This is a genomic window from Thermus albus (assembly GCF_022760855.1).
In the GTDB taxonomy this organism is placed as follows: Bacteria; Deinococcota; Deinococci; order Deinococcales; family Thermaceae; genus Thermus; species Thermus albus.
The window spans coordinates 162,567-187,939 of the sequence record NZ_JAKTNR010000001.1 but is presented as its reverse complement, the minus strand read 5'-3'; the positions used below and the strand labels follow the sequence as shown (position 1 = coordinate 187,939).

The 25,373-nt window shown below is 65.3% G+C and carries 30 protein-coding genes; 26 read left to right on the top strand and 4 right to left on the bottom strand.

Annotation, left to right across the window (positions count from 1 at the left end):
• Positions 1 to 2: 2 nt before the first annotated feature.
• The 19 genes from rsmH (at position 3) to L0D18_RS00880 (ending at position 17,000) form a co-directional block, all read left to right on the top strand.
• Positions 3 to 863 carry a 16S rRNA (cytosine(1402)-N(4))-methyltransferase RsmH gene (rsmH, locus tag L0D18_RS00965; protein WP_243026795.1) on the top strand — a complete coding sequence of 287 codons (861 nt, stop codon included), beginning with the start codon at positions 3 to 5 and terminating at the stop codon, positions 861 to 863.
• Entirely contained in the window at positions 863 to 1,126 is a 264-nt protein-coding gene (locus L0D18_RS00960) for a hypothetical protein (RefSeq protein WP_243026794.1), read from the top strand. The genes rsmH and L0D18_RS00960 overlap by 1 nt, the downstream gene beginning before the upstream one ends.
• The gene (locus tag L0D18_RS00955) at positions 1,114 to 2,442 is read left to right on the top strand and encodes a peptidoglycan D,D-transpeptidase FtsI family protein (RefSeq protein ID WP_423247879.1); all 1,329 of its coding nucleotides are present in this window, start codon (positions 1,114 to 1,116) and stop codon (positions 2,440 to 2,442) included. Before L0D18_RS00960 ends, L0D18_RS00955 begins: the two co-directional genes overlap by 13 nt.
• Positions 2,443 to 2,488: 46 nt before the next feature.
• On the top strand, positions 2,489 to 3,736 hold the full coding sequence (locus tag L0D18_RS00950) for a UDP-N-acetylmuramoyl-tripeptide--D-alanyl-D-alanine ligase (protein ID WP_243026793.1): 1,248 nt from the start codon (positions 2,489 to 2,491) through the stop codon (positions 3,734 to 3,736).
• Positions 3,724 to 4,431 carry a hypothetical protein gene (locus L0D18_RS00945; RefSeq protein WP_243026792.1) on the top strand — a complete coding sequence of 236 codons (708 nt, stop codon included), beginning with the start codon at positions 3,724 to 3,726 and terminating at the stop codon, positions 4,429 to 4,431. Before L0D18_RS00950 ends, L0D18_RS00945 begins: the two co-directional genes overlap by 13 nt.
• A complete protein-coding gene (locus L0D18_RS00940) occupies positions 4,422 to 5,276 on the top strand; it encodes a phospho-N-acetylmuramoyl-pentapeptide-transferase (RefSeq protein WP_243026791.1) in 855 nt (284 codons plus the stop codon). The genes L0D18_RS00945 and L0D18_RS00940 overlap by 10 nt, the downstream gene beginning before the upstream one ends.
• On the top strand, positions 5,273 to 6,526 hold the full coding sequence (locus tag L0D18_RS00935) for a Mur ligase family protein (RefSeq protein WP_243026790.1): 1,254 nt from the start codon (positions 5,273 to 5,275) through the stop codon (positions 6,524 to 6,526). Before L0D18_RS00940 ends, L0D18_RS00935 begins: the two co-directional genes overlap by 4 nt.
• Complete coding sequence (locus tag L0D18_RS00930; protein WP_243026789.1) at positions 6,505 to 7,563, top strand: FtsW/RodA/SpoVE family cell cycle protein; 1,059 nt, start codon at positions 6,505 to 6,507, stop codon at positions 7,561 to 7,563. The genes L0D18_RS00935 and L0D18_RS00930 overlap by 22 nt, the downstream gene beginning before the upstream one ends.
• The gene (locus tag L0D18_RS00925; protein ID WP_243026788.1) at positions 7,551 to 8,570 is read left to right on the top strand and encodes a UDP-N-acetylglucosamine--N-acetylmuramyl-(pentapeptide) pyrophosphoryl-undecaprenol N-acetylglucosamine transferase; all 1,020 of its coding nucleotides are present in this window, start codon (positions 7,551 to 7,553) and stop codon (positions 8,568 to 8,570) included. The genes L0D18_RS00930 and L0D18_RS00925 overlap by 13 nt, the downstream gene beginning before the upstream one ends.
• A complete protein-coding gene (gene murC / locus L0D18_RS00920; RefSeq protein WP_243026787.1) occupies positions 8,567 to 9,922 on the top strand; it encodes a UDP-N-acetylmuramate--L-alanine ligase in 1,356 nt (451 codons plus the stop codon). The genes L0D18_RS00925 and murC overlap by 4 nt, the downstream gene beginning before the upstream one ends.
• The gene (locus L0D18_RS00915) at positions 9,897 to 10,694 is read left to right on the top strand and encodes a UDP-N-acetylmuramate dehydrogenase (protein ID WP_243026786.1); all 798 of its coding nucleotides are present in this window, start codon (positions 9,897 to 9,899) and stop codon (positions 10,692 to 10,694) included. The genes murC and L0D18_RS00915 overlap by 26 nt, the downstream gene beginning before the upstream one ends.
• Before the next feature lie 33 nt (positions 10,695 to 10,727).
• Positions 10,728 to 11,312 carry a cell division protein FtsQ/DivIB gene (locus L0D18_RS00910; protein ID WP_243026785.1) on the top strand — a complete coding sequence of 195 codons (585 nt, stop codon included), beginning with the start codon at positions 10,728 to 10,730 and terminating at the stop codon, positions 11,310 to 11,312.
• Positions 11,309 to 12,553, top strand: coding sequence for a cell division protein FtsA (ftsA, locus tag L0D18_RS00905; protein WP_243026784.1), 1,245 nt, complete (start codon positions 11,309 to 11,311; stop codon positions 12,551 to 12,553). The genes L0D18_RS00910 and ftsA overlap by 4 nt, the downstream gene beginning before the upstream one ends.
• Before the next feature lie 26 nt (positions 12,554 to 12,579).
• Positions 12,580 to 13,635: a cell division protein FtsZ gene (gene ftsZ, locus L0D18_RS00900; protein ID WP_243026783.1), complete on the top strand. Its 1,056-nt coding sequence runs from the start codon at positions 12,580 to 12,582 to the stop codon at positions 13,633 to 13,635.
• A 12-nt stretch (positions 13,636 to 13,647) separates the two neighbouring features.
• Positions 13,648 to 14,148, top strand: coding sequence for a crossover junction endodeoxyribonuclease RuvC (gene ruvC, locus L0D18_RS00895; protein ID WP_243026782.1), 501 nt, complete (start codon positions 13,648 to 13,650; stop codon positions 14,146 to 14,148).
• Between the two features lie 112 nt (positions 14,149 to 14,260).
• Positions 14,261 to 14,929, top strand: a complete 669-nt coding sequence (locus L0D18_RS00890) for a DUF4397 domain-containing protein (RefSeq protein WP_243026781.1) — start codon at positions 14,261 to 14,263, stop codon at positions 14,927 to 14,929.
• A gap of 47 nt (positions 14,930 to 14,976) precedes the next feature.
• The gene (locus tag L0D18_RS11940; protein WP_341474578.1) at positions 14,977 to 15,153 is read left to right on the top strand and encodes a Trm112 family protein; all 177 of its coding nucleotides are present in this window, start codon (positions 14,977 to 14,979) and stop codon (positions 15,151 to 15,153) included.
• Positions 15,154 to 15,194: 41 nt separating this feature from the next.
• Complete coding sequence (locus L0D18_RS00885) at positions 15,195 to 15,698, top strand: class I SAM-dependent methyltransferase (RefSeq protein ID WP_243026780.1); 504 nt, start codon at positions 15,195 to 15,197, stop codon at positions 15,696 to 15,698.
• A gap of 51 nt (positions 15,699 to 15,749) precedes the next feature.
• Positions 15,750 to 17,000 (top strand): alpha/beta fold hydrolase, encoded by a 1,251-nt coding sequence (locus L0D18_RS00880; protein ID WP_243026779.1) that lies wholly within the window; start codon positions 15,750 to 15,752, stop codon positions 16,998 to 17,000.
• Here the strand turns inward: L0D18_RS00880 and L0D18_RS00875 are convergent.
• Positions 16,933 to 18,348 carry a phytoene desaturase family protein gene (locus tag L0D18_RS00875; protein WP_243026778.1) on the bottom strand — a complete coding sequence of 472 codons (1,416 nt, stop codon included), beginning with the start codon at positions 18,346 to 18,348 and terminating at the stop codon, positions 16,933 to 16,935. The two genes, L0D18_RS00880 and L0D18_RS00875, sit on opposite strands and share 68 nt — an antisense overlap.
• A 104-nt stretch (positions 18,349 to 18,452) precedes the next feature.
• Here L0D18_RS00875 and L0D18_RS00870 point away from each other — a divergent pair, with 104 nt between their 5' ends.
• The 6 genes from L0D18_RS00870 (at position 18,453) to uvsE (ending at position 21,258) form a co-directional block, all read left to right on the top strand.
• Entirely contained in the window at positions 18,453 to 18,650 is a 198-nt protein-coding gene (locus L0D18_RS00870) for a bacteriorhodopsin-like (RefSeq protein ID WP_243026777.1), read from the top strand.
• 88 nt (positions 18,651 to 18,738) lie between these two features.
• Positions 18,739 to 19,053 carry an SDR family NAD(P)-dependent oxidoreductase gene (locus L0D18_RS11845; protein ID WP_279232067.1) on the top strand — a complete coding sequence of 105 codons (315 nt, stop codon included), beginning with the start codon at positions 18,739 to 18,741 and terminating at the stop codon, positions 19,051 to 19,053.
• Between the two features lie 32 nt (positions 19,054 to 19,085).
• Positions 19,086 to 19,361: an SDR family NAD(P)-dependent oxidoreductase gene (locus L0D18_RS11840; protein ID WP_341474577.1), complete on the top strand. Its 276-nt coding sequence runs from the start codon at positions 19,086 to 19,088 to the stop codon at positions 19,359 to 19,361.
• A gap of 3 nt (positions 19,362 to 19,364) precedes the next feature.
• Positions 19,365 to 19,859: a flavin reductase family protein gene (locus L0D18_RS00860; protein WP_243026776.1), complete on the top strand. Its 495-nt coding sequence runs from the start codon at positions 19,365 to 19,367 to the stop codon at positions 19,857 to 19,859.
• Positions 19,856 to 20,365, top strand: coding sequence for a YceI family protein (locus L0D18_RS00855; protein ID WP_243026775.1), 510 nt, complete (start codon positions 19,856 to 19,858; stop codon positions 20,363 to 20,365). The genes L0D18_RS00860 and L0D18_RS00855 overlap by 4 nt, the downstream gene beginning before the upstream one ends.
• On the top strand, positions 20,362 to 21,258 hold the full coding sequence (uvsE, locus tag L0D18_RS00850) for a UV DNA damage repair endonuclease UvsE (protein ID WP_243026774.1): 897 nt from the start codon (positions 20,362 to 20,364) through the stop codon (positions 21,256 to 21,258). The genes L0D18_RS00855 and uvsE overlap by 4 nt, the downstream gene beginning before the upstream one ends.
• Here uvsE and L0D18_RS00845 read toward each other — a convergent pair.
• Genes L0D18_RS00845 through L0D18_RS00835 form a run of 3 tightly spaced genes read right to left on the bottom strand, consistent with a single transcriptional unit; the run spans position 21,227 to position 24,377 of the window.
• The gene (locus L0D18_RS00845) at positions 21,227 to 21,862 is read right to left on the bottom strand and encodes a response regulator (RefSeq protein ID WP_243026773.1); all 636 of its coding nucleotides are present in this window, start codon (positions 21,860 to 21,862) and stop codon (positions 21,227 to 21,229) included. The two genes, uvsE and L0D18_RS00845, sit on opposite strands and share 32 nt — an antisense overlap.
• On the bottom strand, positions 21,859 to 23,544 hold the full coding sequence (locus L0D18_RS00840; RefSeq protein WP_243026772.1) for a histidine kinase: 1,686 nt from the start codon (positions 23,542 to 23,544) through the stop codon (positions 21,859 to 21,861). The genes L0D18_RS00845 and L0D18_RS00840 overlap by 4 nt, the downstream gene beginning before the upstream one ends.
• Positions 23,541 to 24,377, bottom strand: coding sequence for a PhnD/SsuA/transferrin family substrate-binding protein (locus L0D18_RS00835; RefSeq protein ID WP_243026771.1), 837 nt, complete (start codon positions 24,375 to 24,377; stop codon positions 23,541 to 23,543). The genes L0D18_RS00840 and L0D18_RS00835 overlap by 4 nt, the downstream gene beginning before the upstream one ends.
• Positions 24,378 to 24,515: 138 nt before the next feature.
• Between L0D18_RS00835 and L0D18_RS00830 the strand changes: the two genes are divergently transcribed.
• Positions 24,516 to 25,367: a 4Fe-4S dicluster domain-containing protein gene (locus L0D18_RS00830; RefSeq protein ID WP_243026770.1), complete on the top strand. Its 852-nt coding sequence runs from the start codon at positions 24,516 to 24,518 to the stop codon at positions 25,365 to 25,367.
• Positions 25,368 to 25,373 lie beyond the last annotated feature (6 nt).

Genomic DNA, 25,373 nt, shown 5'->3' with positions numbered 1-25,373 from the left:
TTATGAACGCCATTACCCAGCACATTCCCGTTCTGTACGAAGAGGCTCTCTATTGGCTTCAGATTCGCCCTGGAGAAGTCTACGTGGACGCCACCTTGGGGGGAGCCGGGCACGCCAAGGGCATCCTGGAGCGGGGGGGCCTGGTCATCGGCCTGGACCAGGATCCCGAGGCCGTGGCCCGGGCAAGGACCCTGAACCTTCCTGGGCTTAGGGTCTTTCAGCGCAACTTCCGCCACCTAAAGGAGGTCCTCGAAGAGGCCGGGGTTAACCAGGTGGCGGGCATCCTGGCGGATCTGGGGGTAAGCAGCTTCCACCTGGAAGATCCCAAGCGGGGCTTCAGCTACCAGAAGGAAGGCCCCCTGGACATGCGCATGGGGGAGGAAGGCCCCACCGCCTACGAGGTGGTGAACACCCTGCCCTTGGAAGACCTCCACCGCATCTTGCGGGACCTGGGGGAGGAGAAGCAGGCCTACCGCATCGCCAAGGCCATCGTGGAAAGAAGGCGCAAAACCCCCATCCGCACCACTTTGGAGCTGGCCGAGACCGTGCGGCAGGCGGTGGGCTTCCGCAAGGCCGGCCACCCCGCCCGTAAGACCTTCCAAGCCATTCGCATGTACGTGAACGACGAGCTGGGTGCGCTGGAGGAATTCCTCAGGCAAGCCGAGGAGGTCCTGGCCCCTGGGGGACGGCTGGTGGTCATTACCTTCCACTCCCTGGAAGACCGTCTGGTAAAGCGCTTTCTGAAGGAAAGCAACCTGAAAGTGCTCACCAAAAAGCCCATCACCCCGAGCCCCGAGGAGATAGCCGGAAACCCCCGGTCCCGCAGCGCCAAGCTCAGGGCCGCGGAAAAGGAGGTGGCCTGATGCGCCTCCAGGGAAGCCCAGCCACAGCCCTGCGCTTCGGCCTCCTTTACCTCCTGGCCCTCCTTTTGGTCTTCGCCCTGGGCCACCGCAACCAGCTGGAAAAGGCCCACCTGGCCAAGATGGAGGAGGAGTTGGCCAAGTTGGGCATCCAGGAGGAAGCCCTGCTCAAGGAAAGGTGGCAAGCTAACCAGCCCCACCGGGTGCTCTCCTGGGCTAAGAAAGAGGGATTCCTGCCCATGAGCCAGGGGAGGTGGGTGCGGTGACCCTAAGCCTAGGCCGCGTATCCTGGGTCTTTTTAGGGCTGGCCCTTTGGCTCGTGCTCTTCGCCCTAGGGCTCTACAGCCTGGTAACCCATCCCCCCAGGATCCTCACGCCTCCACCTCCAGCCCCTGGGCTCAGGGGTACCCTCTACGCCCAGGACGGTACCCCCCTGGCCCTAAGCCTAAAGGAGGGGCGTTACTACCCCTTGGGGACAAGCGCCAGCCAACTTTTGGGCTTTGGGGAACGGGGCTCGGGCCGGGGCTTGGAGGGGCTGGAGCGGGACTTAAACGCGGCCCTCGAGGCGGGCCGGTCCTTCACCCTCACCCTGGATCCCTGGATCCAGGCCATGGCGGAAAGGGCGCTATGGGAAGGGCTAGCGCGAAGCCGGGGAGCCTTCGGCGCCCTTGTGGTCATGGATCGGGACGGGAATCTCAGGGCCGTGGCCAACGGGCCCGCCTTTGACCCCTTAGCGCCCAGGAAGGACCCGGCCAAGGACGTTTCCTGGCGAAACCACGCCTTCCTGGTACCCCTGGAGGTGGGCTCCACCATGAAACCCTTCACCGCGGCCATGCTCCTGGAAGAGGGCAAGGCCACCCTGGCCACCCGGGTGGAAGCCCCCATGCACCGGGTGGTGGACGGATGGAGCATCCGGGACGCCGTCCCCCATCCCCCGGTCCTCACCTTGGCCGAGGTGCTTCGTTACTCCTCCAACGTGGGAATCAGCCTGCTGGCCGAGGCCTTGCCCAAGCAGGTGTTCTACCGGTACATGGAGAGGCTCCACCTCACCGATCCCTCTCCCCTCCCCGGGGTAAGGGTGGCCGCTCCGGTGGTTAACCCCCCTAACGCCTGGAGCCCCGCCGCCTACGCCAACCACAGCTTCGGCCAGGGTTTCCTGGTAACCCCCTTGCACCTGGCAGCCGCCTTTAACGCCTTGGTTGATGGCACCTACCGCTCCCCCCGGCTCTTTACCCACCAGGAAGCGAGGTCCGAACAGGTCTTTTCCCAGGCCACCGCTCGGGCCATCCGCCAGGCCCTACAGGAGGGGCTTGCGCCCCGGGCCCGGCTTGCCGGCTATCCCCTGGCGGGGAAAACCGGCACGGCCCAGGTGGTGGTGAATGGCCGCTATTCCCAGGAGGTCTTTACCGCCTGGTTTGCCGGTTTCGTACCCGGCGACCAGCCCCTATACACCGTGGTGGTGGCCATCCACTACCCCAAGGGGGAGGTCTACGGCAGCCAGGTGGCGGCCCCCATCTTCCGGGAGGTGGCCGCCGGGCTCTTGGCATACCGCGGCGTACCCCCCTATGCTGAAGGGCGGTGAGTAGCTTGTGTATGTACATCATGTTAGGGAAATAACGCCGGAATGGGTGGCCGGGGCCACAAAGGGAAGGCTTCACCCCGGCGGAAAACCCGTCCACGACCTCCGTTGGGACAGCCGGGAGGTCCAGCCGGGAAGCCTTTTTGTGGCGTTACCCGGAAGGAACACCCATGGCCGGGTGTTTGCGGAAGAAGCCCTAGCTAGAGGCGCCCACCTGGTCCTCTCCGACCAACCCGGACCGGCCACGGTGGAGGTAAAGGACACCTACCGGGCCCTTTTGGCCCTCGGGGAAAGGTTGCGGGACCTCTTTCCGGGAACGGTGGTGGCCGTGGGGGGAAGCTCCGGTAAAACCACCACCAAGGAGGCCATCGCCCAGGCCCTCGGCCTCCCTGCGCCCCAGGGAAACCAGAACACGGCCCCTCCCCTGGCCCGTTTTTTCCTGGGGCTTGACCCAAAGGCCCCCGGGTGCGTGGTGGAGCTGGGGGTGGACCGGGTGGGAGAAATGGCCGAGCTCATGGGCCTAGCCAAGCCACACCTTGCGGTGCTTACCGCCTTAGGGGAGGAACACCTTCTGGCCTTTGGCAGCCTCGAGGGGGTGGTGCGGGAGGAAGTAGGCCTCCTCTCCGCTCCCCAGGCCGTGGTGAGCCTGCAAGCGGCTGAGGTTTTGGGCCGCTTTGGCCTGGACCAGGACCTCCCCACTTACGGCTTTGGCGAGGCCACCTTCCGGGGAGAGGACTTGCGGCTCCTCCCCACGGAAAGCCGTTTCCGCTACGGCCCCTGGGAGGTGCGGGTGCCCTATCCCGGCATGGGCCCGGCCCTGGCCGCCTTGGCTGCCTTGGGGGTGGCGGAGGTCCTGGGCCAGGATACCACGGAGGTGGCCGAGCGCCTCGCTCACTTGGTCCTCCCCCCTGGACGGATGGAGCGGCGGGAGAAGGACGGAGTGGTGTTTTTGAACGACGCCTACAACGCCAACCCCCTGTCGGTGCGGGCGGGGCTGGCCTGGCTTGCCGCCCAGCCTGGGCGCAAGTGGGCGGTGCTGGGGGAGATGCTGGAGCTGGGTGACCAAGCCCTGAAGCTCCACCTGGAAGTGGCCGAGGAAGCCTTGCGGCTGGGCCTTAGCCCCCTTTACGTGGGAAGCTACGCCAAGGCCCAGGCGGCCCTGGGCGGCGAGGCGGTGGAAACCCTCGAGGAGGCCCTTCTGTGGCTCAAGGAGAGGGTACAGGCCGGCGACCTGGTCTATCTGAAGGCCTCAAGAGGTGTGGGCTTGGAAAGGCTTTTGGAACTATGGGACGGTTGACGGCGTTGCTTCCCCTAACCCTGCTTCCCGCCTGTGCCCCCTTGCAGGCCCCACCCCCGGTGCTGCCGTATCCCGGAGGGTTTGCCCAAGGGGGCCTGGTCACGGGCCGGTTCCAGGTGGCCCTGCCAGGATCTCCCCTCTTCCTGGATGCCGACGCCACCAGCCTTTACGCCGCCTACCCTTACCAACTCCTACGCTACCAGGACGGCCACTTGGAAAGCCTACCCCTGCCCAGCGTCCCCCGCTTTCTAAGGGCCTCGGGGGGGAAAGGGGTAGTGGGTCTGGGGGAAGCGGTGTATGCGGAGGGAAACCTCCTTCCCTATCCCGCAAGGGATGGCGTCTGGACGGAAGAAGGGCTATTCTGGGTGGGAAAAACCGGCCTCTACCGGGAAGGGGAGCTCCTCAGGCAAGGCGCTTTCCAGCAAGTGGTGGTCTGGGAGCGACGGGTGGTGGCCCTGGGAGAGGAAGCCTACTTCTATCCTGATGGGCACAGGCTCTCCCTCCCCCACCCCGCCCGCAAGGCCCAGGCAGGGATCTGCGGGGTGGTGGCCCTTATAGGAAACCGGGTCTATGTGGTACGGCCCGAGGGGGCCAAACCGGTGGCGGAAGCCCAAGATGTCGCCACCTGGGAGGAAACCCTCTACCTCGTTCCCAGCATGCGGACGGCCTCCTGCAAGGAGGTGGTATGGCCCTAGCCCTCCTCCTCTCCTGGTTCTTCACGGCGGTTTGGATCGTATTCATGAGAAGCCTGGGCCTAGGCAAGAAGGTGCGTGCGGATGGGCCCCAAAGCCATCTGGCCAAGGAGGGTACCCCCAGCATGGGAGGGGTGGCCTTCCTCCTGGCCGCTTTCCTGGCCTACTGGCTTCTGGGGAGGGATGGATTCCTTGGCCTTTGGCTTTTGGGTTTGGGCTTTGCCCTTCTTGGACTGCTGGACGACCTAGGGGGAAGCCTGGCCCGCCCCCTGCGGGCGCGGGAAAAGCTGGCCCTGCAAACCCTCATGGCCCTGGTCTTCGCCCTTTGGGCGGTGCGGCAGGTGGCCTACACCCCTTGGCCTATCCTGGACGTGGTTCTCATCCTGCTGGCGGTGGTGGGCGCAGCCAATGCCTTCAACTTCACCGACGGCCTGGACGGGCTCTTGGCCAGCATCACCACCATCCTCCTCCTCCCCTTCTACCCCTACCCCTTCGCCCAAACCCTCCTGGGGAGCCTTTTGGGGTTCCTCTGGCACAATGCCCCCAAGGCCAAGGTCTTCATGGGGGACACGGGAAGCCAGGCCCTGGGGGGGATGGTGGCGGGGCTCTTCGCCCTCACGGGCAAGCTTTGGCTCCTACCCTTGGCGGCCATCGTGCCCGTGCTGGAGGTGCTCTCGGTGGTGATCCAGGTCCTCTACTTTCGCAAGACGGGAAGGCGGCTTCTGCGCATGAGCCCCCTGCACCACCACCTGGAGCTATCCGGCTGGGAGGAGGCCAAGATCGTCTTCCGCTTCGCCATCCTCACCGCCTTGGCCACCGCCTTGGCCTTTATGGGAGGTGGGGCATGATCCTGGTCTACGGCCTTGGGCGAAGCGGGCTTGGGGTGCTGCGTTACCTAAAAAGACGGGGCCTTCCCGCCCGCTTTTACGACGACCACCCGAAGGTAGAAGAGGTCCAAGAGGCCATGGCCTTGGGTTTCACCCCCGACTGGGAGTTGGAAGGGGATTACCGCGAGGTGGTGGCCGCCCCCGGGGTACCCCTTTCCCATCCCCGGCTGAGGGCCTTGGGGGAACGCGGGGCCCGGATCCTCGGGGAGGCGGAGCTGGCCTACCGCCTCTCTTCCACCCCCATCATCGGCATCACCGGTACCGCCGGAAAAACCTCCACCACGCTTTTCACTGCCCACCTGCTAAGGGGGCAAGGGCTGAAGGCCTTGGAGGGCGGCAACGTGGACCCCCCCCTGGTGAGCGTGGTGGACGAAGCCGAGGTGGCGGTGGCCGAGCTTTCCAGTTTTCAACTGGAAAGGATCCATGCCTTTCGCCCCCGGGTGGCGGTCCTCCTCAACCTGGGGGTGGACCACCTGGACCGGCACGGGAGCCTGGAAGCCTACCACCGGGCCAAGCTCAACCTCCTCAAAAACCTGACCCCAGGGGATGCCTTGGTGTACAACCAGGAAGACCCCCGGGTGCGCCAGGCGGCCGAGGCTTCCCCCGCCCGGCTCTACCCCTTCCTGCCCGCCGAAAGCCCTAGGGAAACCAACCTGCAAGCGGCCCTCACCGCCACCCGGGCCTACCTGGAGCTACTGGGAAAGCCCTTGGACGAGGAGGCCCTGAAGGCTAGCCTAAGGACCCTTCCCTCGCCTCCCCACCGCTTTCAGGCCTTCGCCCGCAAGGGAGAGGTGGTCTTTATCGATGACTCCATCGCCACCCGCACCCCCGCCGTCCAGGCGGCCCTGGAAGCCGCCCCCTCGCCCATTGCCTGGATCCTGGGGGGGGAGGACAAGGGGGCGGACCTAGGCCCCTTGCGCCCCTTGCTTTCCCGGGTACGGGTGGTGCTGGCCATCGGCCGGGATGGTCCCAAGATGGCGCAAGCCTTGGGGGACGGGGTGGAGGTGGTGGCCATCCTCGAGGCGGATGGCCGCAAGGCTATGGAACGGGCGGTGGCGGAAGCCCTCAAGCGCCTGGACAAAGGGAGCGTTCTCCTAGCCCCCTTAGCGACCAGCTTTGACCAGTTCAAGGACTACCAGGACCGTGCCCAGGCTTTCCGGGAGGCCGTCTATGCTCTGGGAGGTGAGCCATGGACCCCATCCTCCTCCTGAGCACCCTTCTCCTCCTGGCCTTCGGCCTCCTGGGCGTGGGGGTTGCCGAGCCTGACCTTCTCCCGAACCATCTTCTGCGCATCGCCCTGGCCCTAGTTGCCCTGGCTTTGGGATTCGTCCTGCCTCCTGAGAAGCTTCTTCGCCACGCCCGCCTCCTCCTCCTGGCCACCTTGGGCCTTCTCCTCCTGGTCCTTTTCGTGGGCAACGGGCCGGGCGGGGTGCGGCGGTGGCTGGACCTGGGGCCTTTGAACTTCCAGCCCTCGGAACTGGCCAAGGTGGCCCTGGTCTTCTACCTGGCCTCCTTTGTGGGGCGGAAGGGGAATGACTACCCCATCGTGGGGGCCGCAGCCCTGGTGGGCCTCACCGCAGGCCTGGTGTTGGTGGAACCCGATTTTGCCACCGCCCTTTTCCTGGTCACCTTGGGGGCCCTCCTCTTCATCCTGGCGGGGGTGCCCTGGCGGCGGCTCATCATGGTAAGCCTGGCAGGGGCCTTGGCCCTGGCCCCCTTTTCCGGGGTTTACTTAGCCCGCTTCCGCTACGTCTCCGAACGCTTCACCAGCTTCCTGGATTATCTTCAGGGAGAAGCCAACCCCACCCAGACCGCCTACCAAGTCCTCCAGGCCCAGAAGGCCTTGGTCCTGGCCGGCCCCTTTGGCCAGGGTCCCTCGGGCAACCTGCCCCACCTGCCCGAGGCCCACAACGACATGGTCTTCGCCAGCGTGGTCTTCGCCACCGGCTGGCTGGGAGGGCTCATGGTCCTCCTGCTTTACTTCCTCCTCTTCGCCCGGGGCCTTTCCCTGGCCCTTAGGCTCCCCGGGCCCCTGGGGTTGGTGGCCCTGGGCCTTACCCTTGACCTCACCCTGCAGGCTGCCCTCAACATCGGGGTTACCGTGGGCTTTCTGCCGGTCACGGGGGTTCCTCTTCCTCTGGTGTCGTATGGGGGAAGCTCCCTTTTGGTTTCCGGCTTCGCCGTGGGCGTGATGATGCGCCTGGCCCGGGAAGCGCCGCGAAAGGGGGTGCAGCCGTGGTCCTCCTGACCGGGGGTGGAACCGGGGGACACCTTTTCCCCGCCTTGGCGGTGGCGGAGGAGCTCAGGAAACGGGGCCGGGAGGTCTTCTACCTGGGAAGCCAAGGGGGCCTCGAGGCCCGCCTCCTCCCGCAAACCTCCCTTCCCCACGCCCTGATTCCCACAGGCAAGCTGGACCGCAGCGCCCTTCGCGCCCAGGAAGCCTGGAGACTCCTCCAAGGCCTCAAGGCCTCCTGGCGGCTTTTGGGCGAGAAAAAACCCCAAGCCATCCTCTCCACGGGGGGGTACGCCGGGTTTCCCGGGGCCATGGTGGGGGAGCTCAAGGGGATTCCCGTCCTCCTTCACGAACAAAACGCCAAGCTAGGTCTGGCCATCCGCCTCCTCGCGCCCTTGGCCCAGGGGCTGGCCCTATCCGTGCCCGTGCCCCTGGACTTTAGGCTGGCCCGCAAGGCCCGGGTCACGGGCTACCCCGTGCGGGAGGTGCGCTACCCCAAAGGGGAGGCCAGGGCCCGGCTAGGCTTTCCCCAGGACCAACCCCTCCTCCTCGTCCTGGGGGGAAGCCAAGGGAGCCTGGAACTCAACGAAAAGCTTCCGCCCCTCTTGAAGCCCCTGGGCCTTCCCGTGCTCCACCAGGTGGGCGAGCGCTGGGTGGAGCGCTACCGGCACCTGGAAGCAGCGGGCTATCGGATCGCGGGTTTCGTGGACGCTCCCCTGGCCATGAGCGCCGCCGACCTCCTCCTCGCCCGGGCCGGGGCGGGCACCCTGGCGGAGGCCGCTTACCACCGACTGCCCGCCTTGCTCTTTCCCCTTTCCCCCAGCCTGGACGGGGGCGCCCAGGTAGCCAACGCCCACGCCTACCAAAAGGCGGGGGGGGCGGAGCTTGGGGAGCTGGCCGAGCTGGGCAAGCAGGTGGAAAGGATCGTGGCCCATCCCGAACCCTACCGGGAGGGCATGGCCCGGCTTTCCCCTGAGGGTGCGGCGGTAAGGCTGGCGGATTGGTTGGAGGAGTTCCTATGAAGCGGGTACACATTATGGGCCTCGAGGGGGTGGGCATGAGCGCCTTGGCCCGCCTCTTGTTGGGGGAAGGCATAGAGGTAACCGGGTGCGACCTGGCTCCCGGCCGGCGGGCGGAGAGCCTGGGGGTCCCGGTCCATAGGGGCCATGATCCGGCCCACCTCCAAGGGGAGGATACCCTGGTGGTCCCCACCCCCATTCCCCTGGACCACCCGGAGGTGGCCGAGGCCCGGCGCAGGGGAATGGGGGTCTTGCGCAGGATGGAACTTCTAGCCCATCTCCTGGGGCAAACACCCTCCTTGGGCGTCACCGGCACCCACGGCAAGACCACCACCACGGGAATGCTGGCCAGCATCCTCCTGGCTGCGGGGCTGGACCCCTGGGTGCTCCTCGGGGGTGAACTCTCCCTCCTTCCCGGCAACGCCCGCTTCGGCCTTGGCCCCCGCCTGGCGGAGGTGGACGAGTCCGACCCCCTTTTCCGGGAGGTGCGGGTGGATATCGCTGTGGCCACCAACCTGGAGGCGGACCACATCGCCCCCCCCGGGCAAAGGGCCCCCAACTACCACACAAGCCTGGAGGAGTTGGAGAAGGCCATGCGGGGGTATCTGGAGAAGGCCCGCTTGGCCATCCTTCCCAGTTTTGACCCCAGGCTACGCCGGCTTTCCCAGGGGCTTCCCCGAAGGTTTTTCGGGGAAGGAGGGGATCTTTGGGCCGAGGGGCTGGAGCTTAGCCCCCACGGGAGCCGCTTCCTCTTGGTCTACCGGGGAGAGGCCTTGGGGGAAGCTCGCCTGCAGGTTCCCGGCCAGCACAACGTGAAAAACGCCCTGGCCGCTGCCTTGGCCGCCTTGGCCTTCGGGGTGGAACCGGGGGCCATCCTCGAGGGCCTGGCCCGCTTTCCGGGGGTGGAAAGGCGCTTCCAAAAGGTGGGCGAGGTGGGGGGGGCCTGGGTGGTGGACGACTATGCCCACCATCCCACGGAGGTACGGGCCACCTTGGAAGCGGCCAGGCTTTTGGGGCGGCGGGTGCGGGTCCTCTTCCAACCCCACCGCCTCCTTCGTACCCTGGAGCTTTGGCAGGACTTCGCCGAGGCCCTGGCCCTGGCGGAGGAGGTGGTGGTGCTTCCCGTGTACACCGCCGGGGAAAGGGTGGGCCTCTCCCCCGAGGAACTTTCCCAAAGGATTGTCCAGCGCCTCCACCTCTTGGGAACGAACGCCCGCTTCTTGGAAAAGGAGGAGGCCCTGGCCTACGCCCAAGCCAGCGCCACCCCAAAGGACCTTTGGCTTACCTTGGGGGCAGGGGATGTGACGGAGCTGGCCTGGAGGCTTGCGCATGAGGGTGGAACGGGTTCTTCTTAAGGATTACACTACGCTGGGCATCGGAGGGCCAGCGGAGCTTTGGACCGTGGAGACCCGTGAGGACCTCCTACAGGCCACGGAAGCCCCTTACCGGATTCTAGGCAATGGCTCCAACCTGCTGGTGATGGACGAAGGGGTCCCGGAAAGGGTCATCCGTCTGGCTGGGGAGTTTGCCACCTACGACCTAAAGGGCTGGGTGGGGGCGGGGGTCCTCCTTCCCCTCTTGGTGCAGGAAGCAGCCCGCCAAGGGCTTTCCGGCCTGGAGGGCCTCCTCGGCATCCCCGCCCAGGTGGGGGGTGCGGTCAAGATGAATGCGGGGACCCGGTTCGGGGAGATGGCGGAGGCCCTGGAAGCGGTAGAGATCTTCCACGAAGGCCGCTTCCACATCTATCTCCCTGAGGAGCTGGGCTTCGGCTACCGGCAAAGCCGCCTTCCTCAGGGAGGGATCGTGACCCGGGTGCGCCTGAGGCTCAAGGAACGCCCCTTGGAGGAGATAAGGCGGCGCATGGCCGAGGTGGACGCCGCCAGAAAAGGCCAACCCAAGCGCAAAAGCGCCGGCTGCGCCTTTAAAAACCCACCGGGCCACTCCGCGGGCCGGCTCATCGACGAGAGGGGGCTCAAGGGCTTAAGGGTGGGCGACGCCATGGTATCCCTAGAACATGGAAACTTTATCGTTAACCTCGGGCAAGCCACCGCCAAGGACGTGCTGGAACTCCTTAAGCGCATCCAGGAGGAACTGCCCCTAGAGCTGGAGTGGGAGGTATGGCCGTAACCCTTATCCGATTTTTCACACCGGGGGGTTAGGATGGTAAGGATGAAGCTTGTGCTGGCCTCCCTTTTCGCCGCCACCCTCTACGTGGCCAGCCTGGTGCTCTTCCCCGTGGACAAGGTGGTGGTGGAAGGCAACCGCCACCTCCAAAAAGAGGAGATCCTGGCCCGCACCCGGCTCTATGCCGGCGAACCCTGGCTTTGGGTGGGGAATGGCCGCCTGGAGGCCCTCCGTAAGGACCCCTGGGTGGCGGAAGTCCGGCTGGAGAAGCCCCGGATAGGGGAGGTCCGCCTGATCCTGAGGGAGCGGGAACCCCTCCTCCCCCTGGCGGACGGCAACGCCCTGGCCACCGACGGGACGGTGCTTCCCGGAGGGGCCCACGTGGCCAAGGGTCCCCAGGTGGAGGGCCAAGGCCCCCTGCCCGTCCAGGACCTGCTGGCCCTGGCCCGCGCCTACCCCGAGGCCACCCGGCTGCGCTACACCCCCGCCGGGTTTTGGGTGGAAACACCGCAGGGCGTGGCCTTTGCTCCGGAGGCTCGACTTCTAGTAGAGTATGCCCAGGCGGGCCGAGCAAAGGGGAAGGTTTACCTGTATTCTTGGGGGGTGAGTGAAAGCCCATGATTATCGCTGGATTGGACGTCGGCACCAGCAAGGTCACCACCGTGATCGGGGAACTGGCCCCCGACGGCGTTTTGGACATCATCGGCGAGGGCAGCGTGCCCTCCCAGGGCTTGAAGCGGGGCGTGGTGGTTAACCTGGAGCGCACCACGGAGGCCATCCGCCAAAGCGTGCACCAGGCGGAGCGGGTGGCGGGGGTCAAGGTGGAGCGGGTCATCCTCGGAGTGGGGGGCCCTCACCTGAAAAGCGTGACCAGCCATGGCCTAGCCGCCATCCGCCGAGGCCAAAGCATCGGCATGGCCGACGTGGAGCGGGCCATAGAGCAGGCCAAGGCCTATCCCTTTGACAGCGAGCTGGAACTCCTCCATGCCCTTCCCCTGGAGTTCAAGGTGGACGGCCAGGAGGGGATCCGGGATCCCGTGGGCATGGCCGGGGTGCGCCTCGAGGTGGACGTGCACCTGGTGGCCGCAGGCCGGGGACCCTTGGCCAACCTGCGCCGGGCGGTGGAGGATGCTGGGCTGGAGATCGAGGCCCTGGTGGCCCAACCCCTGGCCAGCGGCCTCGGCGTGCTAGGCCCCGAAGAGGAACACATGACGGTCCTTCTTCTGGACGTGGGCGGGGGCACCACCGAGGTGGCCGTCTTCCGCGAAGGCCGTCTGGCCCACTCCTCCGTGCTGCCCCTGGGTGGGGACCACGTGACCCAGGACATCGCCCAGCTCCTGAAGATCCCCTTTGAGGAGGCGGAAAGGGTGAAGCGCAAGTACGGGGCCGCCTTGCCTGAACTAGCTGATCCCGAACTGGTGCTGGAGATCAATCAGGAAGGTGGGTCCTTGGGCGAGGTACCCGCTCCTGAACTGGCCCGGATCATCCGCCCCCGTTTGCGGGAGATTCTGCACCTGGCCCGCCAGTCGGTGGACGAGGCCCTAGGGCCCTTGGAGATCAAGGTGAATCGGGTCATCCTCACCGGAGGTAGCGCTCTCCTTAAGGGCTTTGACCTCCTGGCAAGGCAGCAGTATAGCCTTCCCGTACGGGTAGGCAAGCCCCTTGGGGTTTCCGGCCTCACCGACGTGGTGGCCACCCCTGGCCATGCCACCGCCGTGGGCCTGGTTCGCTACGCCACCACCTTGCCCATGCCCGCACCCGAGCCCCGAAGGGCCAGGGAAAGAAGGGAAAAGCGTGAAGAAAAGGCGAAGGGTGAGGGCCTTTGGGCGCGGATCAAGGAGATTCTGAACAACCTATTCTGATTTCGGTTTGGGAAGAGGAGGCAGAGATGGAAGGAGCCGTCATCAAGGTCATCGGTCTCGGGGGAGCGGGGAACAATGCGGTGAACCGCATGATTGAGGCGGGGCTCATGGGGGTGGAGTTCATCGCCGCCAACACCGACGCCCAGGTGCTGGCCAAAAGCCTGGCGGACGTGCGCATCCAGCTGGGGGAGAAGCTCACCCGGGGCCTTGGGGCTGGAGCCAACCCCGAGATTGGGGAGAAGGCGGCCCTCGAGGCCGAGGACCTTATCGGCGAGACCCTGGACGGGGCCGACCTGGTCTTTCTCACCGCGGGCATGGGGGGCGGGACGGGAACCGGAAGCGCCCCGGTGGTGGCGGATATCGCTAAAAGGCTTGGGGCCCTCACCGTGGCCGTGGTCACCCGGCCCTTTAGCTTTGAGGGCCCCAAGCGCCTAAAAGCCGCCGAAGAGGGTATCAGGCGCCTTCGGGAACGGGTGGATGCCATGGTGGTGGTGCAAAACGACCGCCTCCTCGCCGCCGTGGACAAGAAGGTGACCCTAAGGGATGCCTTCCTCATCGCCGACCGGGTGCTCTACCACGGGGTCAAGGGCATCACCGACGTCATCAACCTCCCGGGCCTCATCAACGTGGACTTCGCCGATGTAAAAACCCTACTGGAGGGAGCGGGCCAGGTGCTCATGGGCATTGGGGCAGGTCGGGGAGAGAACCGGGTGGAGGAGGCCGCCAAGACCGCCACCCATAGCCCCCTCCTGGAACGCTCCATTGAGGGCGCCAAAAGGCTTCTCCTCAACGTGGTGGGTTCAGAGGATCTCTCCCTTATGGAGGCCGCAGAGGTGGTGGAGCGGGTGCGGGAGGCCACGGGCAACGAGGATGTGGACATCCTCTATGGGGTCACCTACGATGAACGGGCCCAGGATGAGCTGAGGGTGATCCTGATCGCCGCAGGCTTTGGGGAAAGCACCGTGGTACCCAAACCCCTTAGGCCGGTGGACTTCCCCACCCACGCCGACCCCTACAACTTTGACATCCCCGCCTTCATCCGCTACGGGGATGCGGATTACCCTCCCAGAAAGGGCAACTAAGGCCCCTAGGGCATGGTGGTTTTGGGCATAGACCCCGGCATCACCCATCTGGGCCTGGGGGTGGTGGAGGTGGAGCCCAAGGGAAGCCTCAAGGCCCGTCTCCTCCACGGGGAGGTGGTGCGGACTTCCCATAAGGAACCCGCCCAGGAACGGGTGGGCCGCATCCACGCCCGGGTGAAGGAGGCCCTCATTCGCTTCCACCCCCAAGCCCTGGCGGTGGAGGAGCAGTACTTCTACCGGCAAAACGAGCTGGCCTACAAGGTGGGCTGGGCCCTGGGGGCGGTGCTGGTGGCGGCCTTTGAGGCCGGGGTTCCCGTCTACGCCTATGGCCCCATGCAGGTGAAGCAGGCCCTGGCCGGACATGGGCATGCGGGGAAGGAGGAGGTGGCCCTGATGGTGCGGGGCATCCTAGGCCTCAAGGAAGCCCCCAAACCCAGCCACCTGGCGGATGCTCTGGCCATCGCCTTAACCCACGCCTTCTACGCCAAGATGCAGGCGGCCAAGCCCCTTTAACCCAGCAAAAGTCCTCCGCCCCTTCCCTAGGGAAGGGGCGCGAAAGCTATTTGTATCTTGGACAAAGATTATACGGCCGGCAAAACCCGATACTGCTATGGGAGGTAATCGCATGAAAAAGATCCTCTTTCTGTTGGCGATGGCGGTAGCGACCCAGGGCCTAGGCCTGGCCCAGGGGGCTATGGTGAGGGTAGCCCACCTGTCCCCGGATGCCCCGGCCGTGGACGTGTTGGTAAACGGGCAGCGGGCCATAACCGGCCTGGCCTTTAAGGAGGTTACCCCTTATATCCCCCTACCCGCAGCCCGGGTACGGGTCCAGGTGGTCCCCGCTGGACAGGAGGCCCCCGTGGTCATAGATGCCGAGCTGGACCTCAAAGAAGGCATCTATTACACCGTGGCCGCCACAGGCTTCCTGGCCAATATCCGGCCGCAGGTCTACACCGATGCCCTAGCTGGCCTCTTCCCCCGGGCCGGTTTTGCCCGGGTGCGGGTGGTGCACACCTCCCCGGACGCCCCAGCGGTGGACGTGGCGGTGAAAGGGGGCCCGGTTCTTTTCCCTAACCTGCCCTTCCCCCGGGCCAGCCAGTACCTGGTGGTGGCCGCTGGAACGTACGACCTCGAGGTCCGGGTGACGGGAACGGCCACCGTGGCCCTTGAGCTACCCGGTGTCACGCTGGAGAGCGGCAAAACCTACACGGTTTTCGCCGTGGGTAGTGCGCGGACAGGCACCCTCACCGTGGTGCCGGTGGTGGACGCCGCTGCCTTGGGTGGAAATCGCTAGGACGGAATAGCCCGGCGCCCCTTTCCCCAAAAGGGGCGGCCTTTTCTATGAAACAGCCTCGCCTTCCCCCCTGGCTTTCCCCCCTCTTGGCCTGCCCCCGTTGCCGTACCCGGTTGCAGACGGAAGAGACCAGCCGATGCCCTGCCTGCCACCTCCATTTCCCCGTAGCCCGAGGCTTCCTGGACCTAAGGGGTGGGCGGGAAAGACTCACCTTTGGGCCCTGAACCGCCTCCCTCCCGTAGCCCAGTTCTACGACCTTTGGCGGATGCGATCCACGGGTCTTCTCTCCCGTGGCCGCCTCTCCTTTGGGGAGGAGCTGGCGCTCCTTCGGGACTGGCTCCTCCCTACGGGACCCCCCTTCTTGGATGTGGGCACCGGCACAGGACTCTACCGGGCAGCGCTGGGGGATGAGGCCATAGGCGTGGACCCCTCCCCCGTCTTCCTCGAGGTGGCGAGGCGGCAGCGCCCCGGCCCCTACCTCCTGGCCCACGGGGAGGCCTTGCCCTTCCGTAGCGCCTCGTTAGGCGGAGTAGCCATAGGCCCCACCTGGAACGAGTTTTATGACCCCGTAAGGGCCCTTGGGGAAACCCGGCGGGTCCTCCGGTCGCGAGGACGGCTTTTCGGGATGCTTCTCCTGGGCCCTGGGCCCTCCCTTGGGCTTTGGCGGCCAGAACCCCAGGCCTTCTTGGCCCTGGTACAGGAACAGGGTTTCCTGGCCGAACTAAGGGTGCTGGGAGCTCTGGGCCTACTTTTGGCCGAAGCCCGCTGACCTGTGGCCCAGCGCGATAAGGGGGACCCGGTTTGAAGGGAAAATAGGACCATGCGCGGCCTTCCCTTGGCCTTGGCCTTCTCCCTAGCCCTAGCTCAAGAATACCTCCCCCTGCCGGGAACCCCTACCGGCCACGGCCTTTACGACCAAAGCTATGCCCTTGTCTACAAGGCCGAAAACCCGAAGGCCGTACTCCTCATGATCCCCGGCCTCCTCGGGGGAAGCACCAACTTCGCCCTCCTGGCTGAGCACCTGCGGCGGGAGGCCCCTGGCCTCGAGGTCTGGGCCTGGGAAAGGCGGGCGAATGGGCTGGAGGACCGCCAGGGGTTTCTCCAAGAGGACCCCCTGGCCTACTACGGAAACCTTCCCCAGCCCGACCTGACCCCCTTGCGCCAATGGGGCCTGGAGGTGCACCTCAACGACCCGGACCTGGCAGTGGAGGCCGCCCGTCAGAGGGCCCCGGTGGTCCTGGCCGGCCACTCCCTGGGGGCCAGCCTGGCTACCCTTTATGCCTGGGCCCATGGGGAGAGGCTCTCGGGCCTCGTGCTCCTGGATGGCGGCCTACCCGATACCCCTCTTTCCCCGGAAGCCTTCTGGGAGGGAACCTCTACCCCCTTCGGCCCCTTCCCTAGCCTTAGGGCCCTCCTTTCGGGCCAAGCGGACCCCGTCTTTAGACTCCCCTTTCTCTCCCCCAAGGACCTGGCCCTGGCGGAGGCCGAGGCCTTCGTGGCGGCCCAACGACCCTTGGAGGTGGTGCCTTGGGGCCCTTACCGGGCCACCCGGGAGGCGCAGGCCCTCATCAAGGTGGACGACCACTATAGCCTCCTTCCCACCTTCAGCGTGAGCGTAGGCCGGGCCTGGGCCCGGGAGGGCTTGAGCCTCCTTGGCCTTCTCCAGGGAAGGTTGGTGCAGACGGTTCGGGGTCCTAGGGGATGGGTGGTGGAGTGGCGGGACACCGAGGAGGCCACGGACCCCCGGGCCTTCCTGCGGTCCTATGCCCGCCCTCAGACAGGCTTTTCCGAGTGGTACTTCCCCTTCCGCCTCCTCTTGGAAACGGCGGGGTATCCCCACACGGGGCTAGGGCTTGTCCCCAAGGCCCTCCCCTACCCCATCCTGGCCCTGGGGGCGGGAAGGGGCCTGGTCCCTAACCCCCAGGGTTTTCGTCTGGAAAAGGTGTTCCCTGGCACCCAAGCCCAGGTGTGGGTGCTGGAGGGCCTGACCCACCTGGACATCCTTACGGAGCGGGAGGGCCGGACGGCACAGGCCATCCTGGCATATCTAAGGGGGCTAGGGCTTCTCTGAAGCCCAAATGGGCTAACGCCAGCCGGGCGGCGCGCAGGCCAGAGAGGGCTGCGGCGGGAATCCCCTGCCCGGGAAACACCCCTTCCCCCACCCGGAAGGCGTTTTCCAAAACCCGCACCCGAGGGAACCGCCAGGGATGGGTTTGGGGATACCCGCCCACCCAGGCCCGGCCCACAAAGCGGCGGTAGGTATGGGGAGTGGCGGCAAAGAGGAGCTCCGCCTCCCTCAACCCCGGCAAAAGCCCTTCCCCCAAGGAAAGGGCCCTCTCCTGCCAGAGGGCCTTCAGGCGTGCGTACTCCGGGGCGGAAACACCCAGCCAGGGGTCCAAGGGGGTGTGGAGGGAGAGGGAGAAGACCGTCTTCTTCCCCTCTGGGCGCAGGGACAAGAAAGCAAACGGCTTCTCCTTGGCATTCTGCCGGTAGAAGGGAGGGTTGACCGCGAAGGGCAAGACCCCATAGACCACAAAAGCCCCCCAGGCATCCCGGGGGACCGCCTCGGGCAAACCCAAAAGGGGCCTTGGGGGCACGTTCAGGAGAAAGACCTCCCCTTTCACCACCTCCCTTTCCCCTCGCCTCCGGCCCCCATAGGCCACCTCCGCACCCACCACCTTTCTCCCTTCCCGCAGGAGACGGAGGACCCGGGCCCGGTAGCGCACCTCTAAACCCTCCGCCAAGGCCTCCGCCACCTGGCCCACGCCCCCTAGCACCAGGGCGGGGCCTAGGTGGGGAAGATCCAGGGCCATGGCCGCGTACAGGGCATAGGCGTCTTGGGATTGGGCGCTGATGAGAAGTTGGGCCTCGAGGAAACGCCGAAAACCAAGGATGTCGGTGGCCCGGGCGGAAACCCGCCGCCATAGGTCAGGAAGAAGGTGGGCAAGACCCGGGAGGAGGCGGGCCAAGGGGAGAACCTCCTCCCTCTCTGGAGGCCAGGCCAGCCACGGGGACAGGGCCAAAAGCCTCCTCGCCCTGTCCTCCTGCCAATCCCAAAAGGGCAGGACCCTGGGGCCAAACGCCTCCTTCTGGGCAAGCTTTTCCTCCTCACGGCCCACGGGGCGCACCACCTTGCCCTGAGGCAGGTGAACCTCCATGAGGGGGAAGCCTTGGGGCAAGGGCTTCACCGGCCAGCTTAGCCCCCCGAGGCGGCCCACCACCTCCAGGGGGGCGCCGGGCGCTAGGCCGGAGAGCAAGGTGGCCCCCGCATCAAAGCGGTAGCCCTTGTGGTAAAACCTTCCCGCTAAGCCACCCGGGTAGGTGTGAGCCTCCAGGACCACCACCTCAAGGCCCGCCTTCCTCAAGAGCCGCGCCGCCACCAGTCCCCCGATCCCTGCCCCCACCACCACCGCCCGCACGCCCCCTAGGCTATAGGGCTTTCCCCCAGGAGACCTTGGCCCAAGCTATAGAGGTAGCCCCCACCCCCATTCCGCCCACACGGTTCCCCAGATCCCACGCCCTGATGTCCTGGGGCTTCTACCCCATCGCCTATGCCCTGGGAACCTGGTTGCCGGGCGGGGCAGGCCAGGAGGTGGCCATCCAGGTGGGCTACAACCTAGCCGACCTTACGGCTAAGCCCATCTACGGCCTTTTGGTCTACGCCATCGCTCGCGCCAAGAGCCTCGAGGAGGGCTTCGCGGCCGAGGCCAAGGCTGCCTAGGGCATGGGTCCCATCCACCTGGGAGGGCCCAGGGCCCTTTTTTCTTTGGGCCACAGAGGCCTACTTGGAAAGGAGGTAGGGTGGTGCCATGCGCATCCTCATCCTGGGCGCCACAGGCGGGCTGGGTACAGGCCTCGCCCAGGCCCTTCAGGGCCACGAGCTTCTCCTATCGGGCCGGAAGGCCCGGGAACTTCAGGCCTTGGTGGAAAGGGTAAGGGGAAAGGCCTTACCCGCAGACCTTACCGATGAGCTCGAGGCCCAGGCCCTATTGGCGGAGGCGGGGGAGCTGGACATGCTCTTCCATGCCGTGGGCCTAGCGGCCAGGAGCCCGGTACGCGACACGGGGCGCGACCTCCTGGAACGCATGCTGCAAACCCTTTCCTCTCCGCTGCCTTTCTGCTGAAACACGCCCGGTTCCGGCAGGGGGGGAGGGCGGTGTTCTTCGGCGCCTACCCCACCTACGTCCAGGTGCCTGGCTTTGCCGCCTACGCCGCCGCCAAAGGGGCTTTGGAGTGGTATCTGGAAGCGGCGCGAAAGGAGCTCAGACGGGAAGGGGTCCGGCTGGTCTTGGTCCGGCTCCCCGCGGTGGCCACAGGGCTTTGGGCTCCCCTGGGAGGTCCGCCCAAAGGGGCTCTTACCCCAGAAGAGGCAGCCCAAAAAGTGGTGGAAGGGGTGCTAAGGGAGCCGCCCCCCGAGGTTCTGGAGGTATAGCCCATGGCCACCTATCGCGCCTTCTTCTACCCCATGCGGCTGGCCCTCCTCTCGGTGGGGGAGAACTTCATGCCCCTGGCCTGGTGGACCCCTGTTTCCAAGAAACCCTTCCGCATCCTTTTCGCCATGGACCGGGGAAACCACACCCTGACCCTCTTGAGGGAACTCGGGGAAGGGGCCCTTTGCTTCCTCCCTTGGGAGGAGCGGGAATGGGTGGTGCGATCCGGCTACCTTTCCGGCCGCAAGGTACGAAAGGCGGAAAAGCTTGGGGTGGCCTTACGCAAGGCCAGGAACCTGGCCCACACCTGGGTGCCGGAAAAAGCCTTGGCCACCTTTGAGCTGCAGGTGGCGGAATGGCCCCTGGAAGGGGATCATGCCCTCTTCCTAGGGGACGTGGTCCACGTGGAGGGCAGCCCCAAGGCCAAGGAAAGGCCCATCCTCTTCCTAGGGTTTCGGGACTACGCCACCTTAGGGGAAACCTGGAGGTTCAGGCCATGAGGCGGCTTATTCCCTTTCTCCTCCCCCTTCTCACCCTGGCCCAAGCCCCCTACCAGGTCATGGGGGAGGTTCGCTACCGGGGATACTACCCTTTGGGAAGTTGGGAAGGGAAAAACCCCACGGCCCGGGGCGTGGTGCTTTGGGATGGGGATAAGGCCTCAGGCCAGGTTTGCCTGGAACGGAAGGCCTGGGATTCCGGCAATGGGGAGAGGGACAAGAAGGCCAAGGAAATCCTCAAGGCGGAGGCTTTTCCCCAGGCCTGCCCCTACCCAAAACGGGCCTATTATCAAGGAGCGCGTTTCCTCGTGGAAGGGGACTTGGAAATGGCCGGCAGGAAGCTTCCCGTGCGCCTGGAGGGGGTACCGGAGGGAAGCCCTGAGAACGGGACCTTCCGAGGAGGCTTTCGCACCCGCTTCTCCGAGTGGGGGCTGGAAAGGCCCCGTCTCCTCTTCCTAGAGGTCCGGGACGAGGTGGAAGTCTTTTTGCAAGCCCAGGTAAGGCGATGATAGGCCTCGGCTACCCGTGCGAGAACCTAACCCTTAGGGCCAGCACCAACCACACCCTGCTCCTGGCCTCCTTGGAGGAAGCCCGGGTGCGGACCAAGGTGGCGGCGAATCTTAGGGATCTAGAAAGGATTCTGCGCTGGAACCACCAGGAGGGCTTCCGCCTATTCCGCATCAGGCAGCACCTCATCCCCTTTGCCTCCCATCCTCGCTTTCCCTACGACTGGGAAAGGGTTCATGGGGAGGAGCTCGCCCGGCTAGGAAACCTTGCCCAGACCCTGGGCCAGCGCCTCTCCTTCCACCCCGGCCAGTATGTGAATCCCGGAAGCCCAAACCCGGAGGTGGTGGCCCGTTCCTTGGCGGAACTCCGCTACTCGGCGAAGGTCCTAGACCTCCTCCAGGCCCAAGACGGGGTACTGGTCCTCCACCTAGGCGGAGCCTATGGGGACCGTGACGCCACCTTGCGCCGCTTCGTGGAAAACCTCAAGGGGGAGGGGGAAATCCTCCGCTTCCTCGCCCTGGAAAACGACGAGCGCCTCTGGACCGTGGAGGAGGTCCTGAGGGCGGCCGAGGCCCTAGGGGTGCCCGTGGTGGTGGATACCCTCCACCACACCCTAAATCCGGGGCGGCTTTCCCTGGAGGAAGGGCTGAGGCTAGCCTTCGCCACCTGGAAGGGGACGCCCAAGGTTCACCTCTCCAGCCAGGACCCCAAAAAGCGCCCGGGGGCCCACGCCTTTCAGGTGCAGGAGGAGGATTGGGAAAGGCTCCTCCAAGCCCTTCCCCGGCCCGCCCACGTGATGGTGGAAGCCAAGGGCAAGGAGAAGGGTCTGCCCCCTGGGGCCCTGGCCCTCCTCCGGGCAACCCCTATGCCGGGCCCCGCAACCAACCCCTTTTGACCGCATACCGTAGGAGGTCGCTTCGGCTTTTCAGCCCCAGCTTCTCCATGCCTCGCTCTCGGTAGGTGGCCACGGTTTTCTCTGAGATGCCGAGTTGCTCCGCTACCTCTTTATGGGAAAGCCCCTGGGCCAGGAGGCGGAGCACCTCCTCCTCTCGGGGAGAAAGGGCTCCCTCCTCCTCCTCCTTCCGCACCATCTCCATGGCCAGGCGCATGGCCAGGCTGGGGTTAAGGTACCGTTCCCCTCGGGCCACGGCCAACACGGCATCCAAAAGCTCCTTATCTACCGCCGCCTTGCTCACATACCCGTAGCCCCCCGCCTGTAGGAATCCCCGCACATACTCCAGGTCCTCGTGCATGGAAAGAGCGAGAAGCTTGAGCTGGGGCAAACGTTGATGCATCGTTCTGCAAAGCTCAATGCCCGTGCAGTCGGGAAGGGAGACATCCAAAATGGCCACATCCGCCTCCAACGTTTCCAAAAGGGCCAAAGCTTCTTGTCCCGTACTGGCCTCCCCCACTACACGGATGGGCCCTCGAGCCTCCAAAAGATGGCGGATGCCCGAACGCACCAACACATGATCCTCCACCAACACCACCCGGATCACGCCACTACCTCCAAGGGAAGCCGCACCTGGATACGGGTGCCCTCTCCAGGGGCACTTTCCAGAAGAAGCCTACCCCCAATCAGCTCCACCCGTTCCCGCATGCCCAGTAAGCCCTGGTGCCCTAGACCCACCGACTCGGGCTCAAAACCTTTCCCCTCGTCCTCCACAAAAACCCGGACCTCCCCGCCCATCTCCAACACCCCCACCGCCGCCTTGGGGCTTCCAGAGTGGCGGGCCACGTTGGTGAGGGCCTCCTGCACCACCCGGTAGATGACGATCTCCAGCTCCTGGGATAGGGGCCTACGCAAGTGGAAGGAAAGGTCCACCGCAATACCCGTGCGCTCGCTAAACTCCCGGACATACCGGCGCAGGGCCGCCTCGAGGCCCAGGTGGTCCAAAACGCTGGGCCTGAGGTCCAGGGCCAGCCGCCGCACCTCAGCCAGAGTATAACGGGCCAGCTCCTTTAAAGCCGATGCCTTTTCCCCCGCGAGCCCCTCCAAGCCCAGGATAATCCCCGTCAGGGCCTGGCCCACCTCGTCGTGCAGTTCCCGGGCGATACGCTTCCGCTCCTCCTCCTGGGTTCTCAGCCATGCCCGCAAAAGCTCAGCCCGCTGCCTATCCTTCTCCTCCAAAAGCTCATACAGGCGGGCATTCTCCAAAGCGGTGGCAAGGGGGCCCGAAAGGGCAGTCAGAAGACCCTGCAGCCAAGGCTCCACCTGGGGGCTTCCATAGAGAATCAACGCTCCCCTGGGAGGCACCGGCACCGCCAAAGCGCCCCTTGTACCCACCACCTGCCCCCGCCGCAAGGCCTCCTCCGCCAAACCCCCGGCCTCGCCGGCGGGGCAGGCCTCCGGGCAGCCCCGGCTCCTCAGCACCCTCCCCTCCAGCCAAAACTCCCCGCAGGTAAAGGCCAACTCCCGCACCAAAAGGGAAAGGACCCGGTCCACCAGCTCCTCCACCCGAAGGGCATGGCTTTCCGCCAGGATCCGGTTGAGGAGGGTAAGCTCTCGCTGCCGCTTCCTCACCTCCTCCCCCATGCGGTTCAGGGCCCGACCCAGTAAACCCAGTTCCCCTCCAGGTTCGGGGAACCGGACCATTTCTCCCTTACCCAAACGGGCCGCGCCTTCCGCCATCTGGTAAAGGGGCTCGAGGGTCCGGGTTAGAAGAAAATACCCAAGCCCTACGCCCAGGCCCACGGCCCAAAGAAGACCGAAAAAGCCCGTGCGCACAACTCGCCCCACCTGCTCCCACAGGGGAGCTTGGTACAACCCCAAGCGGACCCAACCGGCCTCACCCCCGTAGAGGGGAGCCTCCGCCTGGTATACCACCTTCCCCCCAAGCCTTAGCACCACCTCCCCTCCCCAAGCAGTCAACGCTTGGGGAACACCATCCGCAAAGGTATGGGCCATAATCCTGGCCTGGGGGTCTAGGACGTAGGCATAGGCGAAAGCCGGGTATCTTTCCTGGAGTAAGGAAAGCTTTCTCTGGATGGCAAGGAAGTCACGCAAAAGTACATCGTCTGTTATTAGGGTGGCCAAGTCCCGAGCTGCCAGGCGCACCTCCTGCCGGAGGGTCTTCTCCCCTTCGGTATAAAGGAAGGCCCCTCCTCCCACAATCAGAACTCCTCCCGTGGCCGTGGCGGCCAAGAGCACGGTGAACAGGAGCTGGAGGCTAAGCCTCATGGCAAAACCCCTTTGGCCCTTAGATATACGGCCCGGTACCGATCGGGCTCCGCTTTGCGGAAGCCCCTAAGCCCCAGAGCCCTCAAAGCGCTTTTGCCTTCCTCCGTACCTGCATATGCCAACAAGGACGCTACCCAACGCTCCTTTTCCTCTGGTGGCAACCCCGCGGGCACCACCACTGGCGGTGCAGGATCCTTCGGTCCGCTAGCCAACACCCTGAGGCCCCTAAGGCCTAAGGTCTCATACCGGATCCGGTCCACCGCCGCTCCCTCTGCCAAGCCCTGTAAGACGGCCACAAGGGCCCGGTCGTGGCTGTAGGTGAAGAAGGCCCGCGAGAAGAAATCCTCACCTAGTCCCGAGGCTAGGATCCTCGGCCAGGCGTGGCCGGTGTTTGAGAGGGGATCAGTAAAGGCAAATGGCCGACCCCTAAGGTCCTGCAGGGCAACATAGGGATCGGCCTTGCGAACTACGACCACGCTTTGGTATGGGAAAAGGGCATCGCTTTCCAGGATGGGCTCCACAAATCCCTTATCCACCCCCAGTCCCGCCGCCAGGGTACAAAGGAACCCAAGGTGGGCCTCCCCTTGGCGCAACACCTCGAGGACCTCAGCATAGGTGCGACGCCCAAACACTTCTACCCTTAGGCCCAAGGCCCTGCCCCAACCCTGCAGAAAAACCCGGTAGGGCTCTTGTTCTGCAGGTGACAGCATTCCTGCCACCACCACACGCACATCCGCCTCCTGGATTTTGGGGGCATAAGGCGGCCCCAAAGCCACATCCGGAAGCCCATGGCAACCCGCCAGGAAAACAAGCCCAAACCAGGCTGGCCTCACTACCCCCAAGATAGTGAGCACCCAGGAGTATAGATGTCCCCAGGACTGTCGGAAACCCACCCGACAGAGTTGTCCGTCCATACCCCGCTACCTGGCCCAACTCATCCGCCTTAGCGTAAGGGCGAGAGGAGGTGGAGGATGGATAAGGAAATGCGAGCAGGACCGGACGCTTCCCTGGAGCGGCGGCGTTTTTTGGCCAAGATGGCCAGCGCTGTCTTCGCCTCCATGGTGGCACCCGGCCTAGCCCAAGGTCTTCCCCAGGCTCCAACCACACCCCTTACACCCGAAGAGGAGGACGCCCTTCTTCGCATGCAAAAGGAGCTGGGGCGGGCCCTCAAAAACCCCAACCGCCGCTGGGGGATGGTTATAGACCTGCGGAAATGCGTGGGCTGCCACGCCTGCACGGTGAGCTGCATGGCAGAAAACCGCTTGCCGCCAGGGGTGGTCTACCGGCCAGTGAGCGAGGAAGAGATCGGCACCTTCCCCAACGTCACCTACCGCTTCGTGCCCCAACCTTGCATGCAGTGCGATGAACCCCCTTGCGTTCCCGCATGCCCCTACGACGCCACCTGGAAACGTGAGGACGGGATTGTGGAAATTGACTACGAACTTTGTGTGGGATGTGAAAAATGCATCCCCCCATGTCCTTACAACTCCCGCCACAAGGATGACGGTTACTTCTGGACGGAAAACACCCCGGGCCAAGGCCAGATGCCCTACGAGGAGCTACCCGTGTACGAGTGGGGGAAGAAGGTCAACCGGGATGACGAGGCCGGCCCCATGGACAAGGTGCGCAAGTGCCACTTCTGCCTGCACCGCATCGAGCGGGGCCTTTTACCCCAGTGCGTGGTCACGTGTATCGGCCGGGCCACCTACTTTGGGGACCTCGAGGACCCTTCCTCCTTAGTCTCCGAACTTATCAGAAAACCCAACGTGATGCGCCTAAAGGAAGAAGCGGGCACCAAACCCCGCGTCTACTACCTGGTTTAGGAGGTG

Bases quoted from the DNA above. Each gene is read 5' to 3' on its own strand.
- rsmH (WP_243026795.1), top strand. From the start codon at position 3: ATGAACGCCATTACCCAGCACATTCCCGTTCTGTACGAAGAGGCTCTC.
- L0D18_RS00960 (WP_243026794.1), top strand. From the start codon at position 863: ATGCGCCTCCAGGGAAGCCCAGCCACAGCCCTGCGCTTCGGCCTCCTT.
- L0D18_RS00945 (WP_243026792.1), top strand. From the start codon at position 3,724: ATGGGACGGTTGACGGCGTTGCTTCCCCTAACCCTGCTTCCCGCCTGT.
- L0D18_RS00940 (WP_243026791.1), top strand. From the start codon at position 4,422: ATGGCCCTAGCCCTCCTCCTCTCCTGGTTCTTCACGGCGGTTTGGATC.
- L0D18_RS00935 (WP_243026790.1), top strand. From the start codon at position 5,273: ATGATCCTGGTCTACGGCCTTGGGCGAAGCGGGCTTGGGGTGCTGCGT.
- L0D18_RS00930 (WP_243026789.1), top strand. From the start codon at position 6,505: ATGGACCCCATCCTCCTCCTGAGCACCCTTCTCCTCCTGGCCTTCGGC.
- murC (WP_243026787.1), top strand. From the start codon at position 8,567: ATGAAGCGGGTACACATTATGGGCCTCGAGGGGGTGGGCATGAGCGCC.
- L0D18_RS00915 (WP_243026786.1), top strand. From the start codon at position 9,897: ATGAGGGTGGAACGGGTTCTTCTTAAGGATTACACTACGCTGGGCATC.
- L0D18_RS00910 (WP_243026785.1), top strand. From the start codon at position 10,728: ATGGTAAGGATGAAGCTTGTGCTGGCCTCCCTTTTCGCCGCCACCCTC.
- ftsA (WP_243026784.1), top strand. From the start codon at position 11,309: ATGATTATCGCTGGATTGGACGTCGGCACCAGCAAGGTCACCACCGTG.
- ftsZ (WP_243026783.1), top strand. From the start codon at position 12,580: ATGGAAGGAGCCGTCATCAAGGTCATCGGTCTCGGGGGAGCGGGGAAC.
- ruvC (WP_243026782.1), top strand. From the start codon at position 13,648: ATGGTGGTTTTGGGCATAGACCCCGGCATCACCCATCTGGGCCTGGGG.
- L0D18_RS00890 (WP_243026781.1), top strand. From the start codon at position 14,261: ATGAAAAAGATCCTCTTTCTGTTGGCGATGGCGGTAGCGACCCAGGGC.
- L0D18_RS11940 (WP_341474578.1), top strand. From the start codon at position 14,977: ATGAAACAGCCTCGCCTTCCCCCCTGGCTTTCCCCCCTCTTGGCCTGC.
- L0D18_RS00885 (WP_243026780.1), top strand. From the start codon at position 15,195: ATGCGATCCACGGGTCTTCTCTCCCGTGGCCGCCTCTCCTTTGGGGAG.
- L0D18_RS00880 (WP_243026779.1), top strand. From the start codon at position 15,750: ATGCGCGGCCTTCCCTTGGCCTTGGCCTTCTCCCTAGCCCTAGCTCAA.
- L0D18_RS00870 (WP_243026777.1), top strand. From the start codon at position 18,453: ATGTCCTGGGGCTTCTACCCCATCGCCTATGCCCTGGGAACCTGGTTG.
- L0D18_RS11845 (WP_279232067.1), top strand. From the start codon at position 18,739: ATGCGCATCCTCATCCTGGGCGCCACAGGCGGGCTGGGTACAGGCCTC.
- L0D18_RS00860 (WP_243026776.1), top strand. From the start codon at position 19,365: ATGGCCACCTATCGCGCCTTCTTCTACCCCATGCGGCTGGCCCTCCTC.
- L0D18_RS00855 (WP_243026775.1), top strand. From the start codon at position 19,856: ATGAGGCGGCTTATTCCCTTTCTCCTCCCCCTTCTCACCCTGGCCCAA.
- uvsE (WP_243026774.1), top strand. From the start codon at position 20,362: ATGATAGGCCTCGGCTACCCGTGCGAGAACCTAACCCTTAGGGCCAGC.
- L0D18_RS00840 (WP_243026772.1), bottom strand. From the start codon at position 23,544: ATGAGGCTTAGCCTCCAGCTCCTGTTCACCGTGCTCTTGGCCGCCACG.
- L0D18_RS00830 (WP_243026770.1), top strand. From the start codon at position 24,516: ATGGATAAGGAAATGCGAGCAGGACCGGACGCTTCCCTGGAGCGGCGG.